The organism is Paraburkholderia sp. C35 (assembly GCF_003121405.1).
Classification (GTDB): Bacteria; Pseudomonadota; Gammaproteobacteria; order Burkholderiales; family Burkholderiaceae; genus Paraburkholderia.
This window is the reverse complement of record NZ_QBUY01000197.1, coordinates 1-7124: the sequence shown is the minus strand read 5'-3', so window position 1 is coordinate 7124 and position 7124 is coordinate 1. Positions and strand designations below refer to the sequence as shown.

Here is a 7124-nt window from a genome sequence, read left to right as displayed (position 1 = left end):
CGCCGGTCGCGTGGGGTCGGAGATGTGTATACGACACAGGATCTACACGGAAGACACGTTGCCCGAGCCGACCGCCGACAAAGCGCCGCGCGTCGCAATCGACAACCTCGTGCTCGACGCGGCGAAGCGCGGCGTCCGCTCATCCGTGCTGTGCAACACGCTGATCTACGGACATGGCGCAGTGAAAGGCAGCGCCAGCGTGCAACTGCCGCGCCTCGTGCGCCAGGCGCAAAAGAGCGGCATCGTGCGGCACGTGGGCAGCGGCGGCAACATCTGGTCGAACGTGTTCATCGACGACGTGGTCGAGCTGTATCGCCTTGCGCTCGACAAGAGCCCTGCGGGCACGTTCTATTTCGTCGAAAGCGGCGAAGCGTCGTTCCGCGAGATGACCGATGCGATCGCGAAGGCGATGCATCTCGGCCCGGCACAAGACTGGCCGCTCGATCAGGCGATCGGGGAATGGGGCTATGAAATGGCGTCGTATGGACTCGGCTCGAACAGCCGCGTGCGCGGCACACGCGCCCGCACACTGCTCGGCTGGCAGCCGGCGCATACGTCGGTGATCGAATGGATCGAACACGACATGATGAAGGACGCCTGACGCGCGCTCCCACACCGCGTCAGCAACGTTGGCCAGCGCACCCGTTGTAAGCCAGGCTGTTGCTTATCCGTAAGCTCACATCGCTAGAATCGGCGATGTCCGGTCGGGTTCGTCGAGAACCCGATCTTTCGGTACGAGCCCGGATCATTCAATGCTGCTTGCACTCAACTTCGACTGGCTGACGAACCTGCTCGCGATTCTTTTCGTGGTCGCGTGCCTGTACGACACGCGCTACGACGAATACGGCACGCTGACGCTCGCTTCGGGCGCAATGGGTCTCATCGTGATGGGCATCCAGCTGTTTCTCAGGCCCGCGTTCGAAATGTCACTGTAAACGCGGGGCGAAAAGCGCGGATCGAAAAACGCGCGAGTCGAAACGCGTCACTTGTGCGCTGCTTCATGACAGCAGGCACCCTGCTTCTCATGCGCTAGCGTCGTGCCCGTCACACCGTCTTCGTAGCTATCGTGACGGTGCAGCCAGCCCATCATCTTCCTCTCGTCTTCGTCGCGACCTTTTGGCACGTAATCGAGCAGCGTATAGGTGCCGATCAGCGGTTCACCGCCGCGTCCATACGCCGAGAACGTCAGAAAAATATCGCCTGCTTCGTTCCGGTAAAACACGCTCATGCCGGGTAGTTCATCGCATGCGTAATCCTGCGTTTCAAAGTTGTAGACGACCTTGCCTTGCGCTTGCTGCTGCGGCGTGAACGACACGTTGAAGTCGAAATTGAAGTCGCTGTCAAACGACGATACCCACGGAAACTGCCAGCCCATACGCTTTTTATAGGCGTCGATTTTGTCGAGCGGTGCACGGGAGACGGCGGTGTATGTCACATCGCGATGCGCGAGATGCACGAGCGCGCCGTCGATATGATCCGACAGGAACGAGCAACCCGGGCAACCCTCTTCCCAGTCCGGCCCGAGCATGAAGTGATAGACGATTAACTGGCTGCGTCCAGCGAACAGGTCGGCAAGCGTCTTCTTTCCGTGTTGCGTATCGAACGCATAGGACTTGTCGATCTTCATCCACGGCAACGCCTGACGCTTTTTCACTAGCGCATCACGGGCGCGCGTCAACGCCTTTTCCTCTGCGAGATGCGCGCGCTGCGCGGCCTGCCATGCTTCGCGCGAAACGATCTTGTGCTCTTCCATCTGCTCCTCCGGTTGCGCGGCCTGGTCGCTGTATCGATGCGACGGCAGCCTTCACGAGAAATAGTGTTCGAGTCCGTCGAGTGCTTCCGTCCATCCATCGCGATGCGCGTCGCGCGCGGCTTTATCGAAGAACTGTTCGTGCGTGAGCGTGAGCCACGTACCGTCGCCGTCGGCTTGCAGCGAGAATGTGACGAGAGACTCACGTTCAGGCGTCGAGCGGAAGGCCCAGCTATAGACGAGTTTCTGGTTGAGCGAGACTTCGCGGAATACGCCGCTCACGTCGTGCAATTCGCCATCCGGTGCACGCATGATCATGTGAAAGCGCCCGCCTGCTTTCAGCTCCATCTCCGAGAGGATCACATCGCAGCCGCCCGGATGCAGCCACTTCACGACTTGCTGCGGATCGGTCCACGCGCTGAAGACTTTTTGCGGGGAGGCGGTGATGTGTCGCTGGAGCGTGAGACTGGGGCGGGCGGACATGCAGGCTCCTCCACGTAGGCAGCCAGTTGATCGAGCGCTTCGGACCAGAACTGCTGATAGCGCTGCAGCCATGCCATGGCCTGCTCCATCGGCGCGGCCGACAGGCGGCATGCGACGGTCCTGCCCGTTTTGTTGCGGGTGATGAGGCCGGCGTCGGCCAGCACGTCGAGGTGCTTCATGACGGCTGGCAGGGACATGGCAAATGGCTCTGCCAGATCGGAGACCGACAGGTGTTCGCCTGCCGACAGGCGTACCAGCAACGCGCGGCGCGTGGGATCGGCCAGCGCGGCGAAGGTGCGGTCCAGCGCAGTGTCTTCAAACTTAACCATGAGGTTAAGTGTAGGTCGCTGCAGGACGGTGTCAAGGTCGGGTTGTTACGCTTTCGCGAATATCTGCAAACGCTCGGGCAAACCACCTCGAGCGTTGCAGACAAAAAGCGTCAGATAGCCCAGCCACCCAGATAGAACACGGCCAGCACGATAGCGATCGCCACCGTCCCGACGTTGAGCTTGCGCCATTCACCGCTCACGATGCGGCCAATCACGAGCGTGCAGAAGCCGAGCATGATGCCCGTCACGATATTGGCCGTCAGCACGATGAACACGGCGCACACGAGACCGGACATCGAATCGACCATATCGTCCATATGCAGCTTGCTGACGCTGGAGAGCATCAACAGCCCGACGTACATCAGCGCAGGCGCAGTCGCATACGAAGGCACCAGCGCGGCCAGCGGCGAGAAGAACATCACCACCAGAAACAGCAGACCGACGACAGCGGCAGCCAGCCCCGTCTTCGCACCCGCCGCAACGCCTACGGTCGATTCGATGTAGGCAGCAGCCGGTGCACCGCCCATGAAGCCCGAGAAAATCGAGCTGAGCGAATCGGCCGTCAACGCACGGCCACCGTTGATGATGCGGCCATTCTCATCGAGTTGACCGGCCTGCCCGGCGACGGCACGAATCGTCCCCGTCGCATCGAACACGGCCGTCATCACCAGTGCCAGCACGCTAGGCAGCACCGCCAGCGACAACGCACCCTTGATATCCATCGCGCCGATCAGCGACGCATGGCCAGGCGCGCTCAGCGAAGGCAGCGCGAACACACCATGAAACGCGACAGCCGGATCGAGCAGCAACGCCAGCGCCGAAATCGCGACGATCACGATCAGGATCGAACCCGGCACGCGGCGGCGCACCAGCCCGAAGATCGCGGCGAGCCCGCCCACCGACATCAGCACCGGCAACGACGTGATGTGACCCAGCGAAACGGGCAATCCCGGCCCAGGATTCTTCACGACGAGGCCAACGTCATTGGCAGCGATCAGCAGCAGAAAGAGCCCGATGCCGATCCCGGTGCCATGCGCCACGCCCGCAGGGAGGTTGCGCAGAATCCACGAACGCACGCCCGTCACCGAGATCGCGGTGAACACGAGGCCCATCAGAAACACCGCGCCGAGCGCGACGTTCGGTTGCAGACCCTTGCCGAGCACGAGACCGAATGCGGTAAAAGCAGTCAGCGAAATTGCGCAGCCGATTGCGATGGGCAGACGTGCCCAGATGCCCATCAGCAGCGAACCGAATGCCGTGGTGAGACACACGGCGACGAACACTGCACTGGTATCGAAGCCCGCCTTGCCGAACATGCCCGGCACGACGAACACGGAATACACCATCGCCAGAAAGGTCGTGACGCCGGCGAGGATTTCCTGGCGCCCTGTACTGCCGCGCGCGGTGATGTCGAAGAATCGGTCGATGAACGCCGCTGGCTGGTCGCGAGTGTCGTCGAACGTCTCGCTCCCGGCTTCCGCGATGCTCTGGGCCTGGGGTTCCATCATGATGAGTGCCTCCTTTATCAGCATGCTGAAACAGCCGCCTCGCTGGGCGCGCTGTCATCAGGTTCGTCTCGTTGAGTTTGAGTAGTGGGTATGCTGCGCTGGGCAGCGCGTTCCATCTGGCGCTCGGGTGCGCGTCGTCCTCGTTACGGCGGGTACACCGTCGTCGGACGATCGACTGATATCGCGGTCCGTTTTCACCAGCCCACGACAACCTTCACGCCGTTTTTTTATGCTGAAGCGAAGGTTAGGCGAATCCCAATATATCTCCTATCGCAATAAAAGCATGCCGCGCATGTCGCAATGCTTATATCGTTTGACACACGGCAATGCGGGCCGCCGATCCGGGTGTTAACACCTACGGTTGCGGCACGCATTGCGCGCCCCTGCAAGCCTTGCTGAAAGCGCGTTGAAGCCCGCGCACGCGCGAGATCAACGCAGACAAAACGAGGGCCATGCGGCGTCACGGGTTAAAATCCCGGCAAACCATGCCTTTAACGCATTGCCGGCGAGACGTTCGATGCCTGCATGAATCGCTGGATCGTCGTTTGCGACAGCACCTGCATCGGCCCGCCGCCCTGGCCACGGAGTCCCTCTTGATGAATGGCGGTTTCCTACGTCCAGCCTTCCGTCTTTTGCTATTGGCCGTTTTTGCGGCCCTTGCCGCCATGATGTCGGGCTGCAGCCTGTTCGGACCGACCGAGCAGCCGCCTGCGCCCATCTCCGAAGCCACGGTGACGCCGCTCGTGGTTCCCGCCCTCGAGCCGGCCTCCGAACCGGAACCCGCCGAGGCGCCTGAGCCGAAAGAGCCGAAGAAGCCGCGCCCGCCCGTGGTCAAGCCGCACAAGCCGGAGCCGCCGCCGCCCGTCGCCGCGCCAACGCCGCCGCCTCCACCGCCCGCTCCTGCGCCCCTCATCGTGACGCGCACGCTCGACCGCAACGCGACGCACGGCCTGCTCGACAGCGAAGTACAGAAAACCGACGGCAAGGTGATCGGCCGTGCCGTCGACATGACGGCCGACGCGAGCGGCACGCCGCGCCAGATGATCGTCAACCTGCAGGGTTTCCTCGGCATCGGCGACCGCAAGATGGGTTTCCCGTGGACGGCGTTCCGCTTCACGCCGAACGCGAAGAGCGCGCCCATCACCATCACCACGCCGCCGAACCAGCTGGCGGCCGCCAACCGGCCCAAGCCGTCGGCCTCGCTGGCGACGCCGCTGGCGGGCGTGACGGCAGCGCCCGCCGTGCCGCCGGGGCAACTCGAAATGCTGGACACCGACGTCGAGCGTCCCAACGGCGGCAAGGTGGGCCGCGTGATCGACGTGCTGATCGATGCGAACGCGCAGCCGCAGGCTGTCGTGCTCGACGTGAGCGGCATCATCAGCCCGGATCGCCGCTCGATTGTCGCGAACTGGTCGGCACTGCGCTTCGTGACCAGGGACAAGACGCTGCATCCGTTGATGGATCTCAACGATGCGCAGATCAAGGCGTCGCCCTCGTATGAAGCGGACAAGCCGATCCGCGCGGTGTCGCCCGCACCTCCCCCAGCGCCCGCTTCGGCGGCGACGGCTGGCCCTTCATCGTCCGCTGTGGCGGCATCAACCGCACGCACTTCACGATGACGAGCCGTCTTATGGTCAACGCACGCAGTCTTCGCGCCCTCGACTGGCTCAACTTCTTCGTCGCCAACGTGCAGACGGGGTTCGGGCCGTTCATCGCCTCGTATCTTGCGTCGCACAAGTGGACGCAGGGCGAAATCGGGCTGGCGCTTTCCGTGGGCACCATCAGCGCGATGGTGAGCCAGGTGCCAGGCGGTGCCGCCGTCGACGCCTTGCGCAACAAGAAAGGCGCCGCCGCGTGGGCGATCATCGCGATCATCCTGAGCGCGGTGCTGCTCGCGGCCAGCCCGACCGTGCTGCCCGTGATGGCGGCCGAAGTGTTCCACGGCTTCGCCAGCTGCATGCTGGTTCCGGCGATGGCGGCAATTTCGTTCGCGCTGGTGGGACGCGCTGATCTCGGCGACCGGCTCGGACGCAATGCGCGCTGGGCATCGATAGGCAGCGCGGTCGCCGCGGGGCTGATGGGCCTCTTTGGCGAGTACTTCTCGGCGCGCGCGGTGTTCTGGCTGACGGCAGTGCTGGCGGCGCCGGCGTTGATCGCCTTGTCGATGATCACGATGCCCGATCAGCAGCAGCCTGTTGCGCACACGCCTGCGAAGAAAGAGCGCGACGACGAAGAGAAGGAATCGATCTTCGAGTTGCAGCGCGACAAGCGCTTGCTGATTTTTGCGGCGTGCGTGGTGCTGTTCCATCTTTCGAATGCGGCGATGCTGAATCTGGCGGCGGGAGAAGTGACTGCCGGCATGGGTGACAACGTGCAGCTGGTGATTGCGGCTTGCATCATCGTGCCGCAGGCGATTGTCGCGATGCTGTCGCCGTGGGTTGGGCGCACTGCGCAGCGCTGGGGGCGACGGCCCGTGCTGCTGCTCGGGTTTTCTGCGTTGCCTGTGCGGGCGGTGTTGTTTGCTGGGGGTAGCAGCCCTTATCTGCTCGTTCCTGTGCAGATGCTCGATGGCATCAGTGCTGCCGTGTTCGGTGTGATGCTGCCTTTGATCGCTGCCGATGTCGCCGGCGGCAAGGGGCGGTATAACCTCACTATCGGACTGTTTGGTCTGGCTGCCGGGATTGGGGCGACGCTTTCTACTGCTGTGGCCGGGTTTATTGCTGACCGGTTTGGGAATGCTGTCAGCTTTTTTGGTCTCGCTGGGGCGGGCGCGCTGGCTGTGCTGCTTGTGTGGGCGGCTATGCCGGAGACGCGGGAGGCAGATGGTGGGCGTAAGCAGGAGGAGCCTGCACCCTCCTCTTCCTCTTCTTCTGATGATGCTCGGTTGAAGAGGGCTAAGTAATCTGGCTTGTCTGCTGGGGTGGGTTTGGCTTTCTTTCGCTGGCATCCGCGATTTGTCTTGCCTGCTTCATGCGTCGCCCCTGTGCGGGGCGGCACCTACTTTTCTTTGCCGCCGCAAAGAAAAGTAGGCAAAAGAAAGCGGGCTAACACCGC

At 62.8% G+C, this 7124-nt stretch carries 8 protein-coding genes; 4 read left to right on the top strand and 4 right to left on the bottom strand.

From position 1 onward, the window contains the following. Together DK391_RS43580 and DK391_RS43575 are read left to right on the top strand one after the other, a co-directional pair. Positions 1 to 601: NAD-dependent epimerase/dehydratase family protein (locus DK391_RS43580; RefSeq protein ID WP_343225481.1), on the top strand; the 601-nt coding region annotated here is incomplete at its 5' end. A 151-nt stretch (positions 602 to 752) separates the two neighbouring features. After that, on the top strand, positions 753 to 935 hold the full coding sequence (locus DK391_RS43575) for a hypothetical protein (protein ID WP_109484200.1): 183 nt from the start codon (positions 753 to 755) through the stop codon (positions 933 to 935). Between the two features lie 47 nt (positions 936 to 982). Here DK391_RS43575 and DK391_RS43570 read toward each other — a convergent pair whose 3' ends face one another. The 4 genes from DK391_RS43570 to DK391_RS43555 form a co-directional block, all read right to left on the bottom strand. Continuing rightward, a complete protein-coding gene (locus DK391_RS43570; protein WP_109484199.1) occupies positions 983 to 1753 on the bottom strand; it encodes a thioredoxin family protein in 771 nt (256 codons plus the stop codon). A gap of 51 nt (positions 1754 to 1804) precedes the next feature. Next, on the bottom strand, positions 1805 to 2233 hold the full coding sequence (locus tag DK391_RS43565; RefSeq protein ID WP_109484198.1) for an SRPBCC domain-containing protein: 429 nt from the start codon (positions 2231 to 2233) through the stop codon (positions 1805 to 1807). Then, complete coding sequence (locus tag DK391_RS43560; protein ID WP_109484197.1) at positions 2140 to 2562, bottom strand: metalloregulator ArsR/SmtB family transcription factor; 423 nt, start codon at positions 2560 to 2562, stop codon at positions 2140 to 2142. Before DK391_RS43560 ends, DK391_RS43565 begins: the two co-directional genes overlap by 94 nt. A 110-nt stretch (positions 2563 to 2672) precedes the next feature. Beyond that, entirely contained in the window at positions 2673 to 4070 is a 1398-nt protein-coding gene (locus DK391_RS43555; RefSeq protein WP_109484196.1) for an NCS2 family permease, read from the bottom strand. Between the two features lie 596 nt (positions 4071 to 4666). On the opposite strand from DK391_RS43555, the gene DK391_RS43550 reads away from it, so the two are divergent. Beyond that, positions 4667 to 5689 (top strand): PRC-barrel domain-containing protein, encoded by a 1023-nt coding sequence (locus DK391_RS43550; RefSeq protein ID WP_109484195.1) that lies wholly within the window; start codon positions 4667 to 4669, stop codon positions 5687 to 5689. After that, a complete protein-coding gene (locus DK391_RS43545; RefSeq protein ID WP_109484194.1) occupies positions 5686 to 6972 on the top strand; it encodes an MFS transporter in 1287 nt (428 codons plus the stop codon). Before DK391_RS43550 ends, DK391_RS43545 begins: the two co-directional genes overlap by 4 nt. Positions 6973 to 7124: the final 152 nt, after the last annotated feature.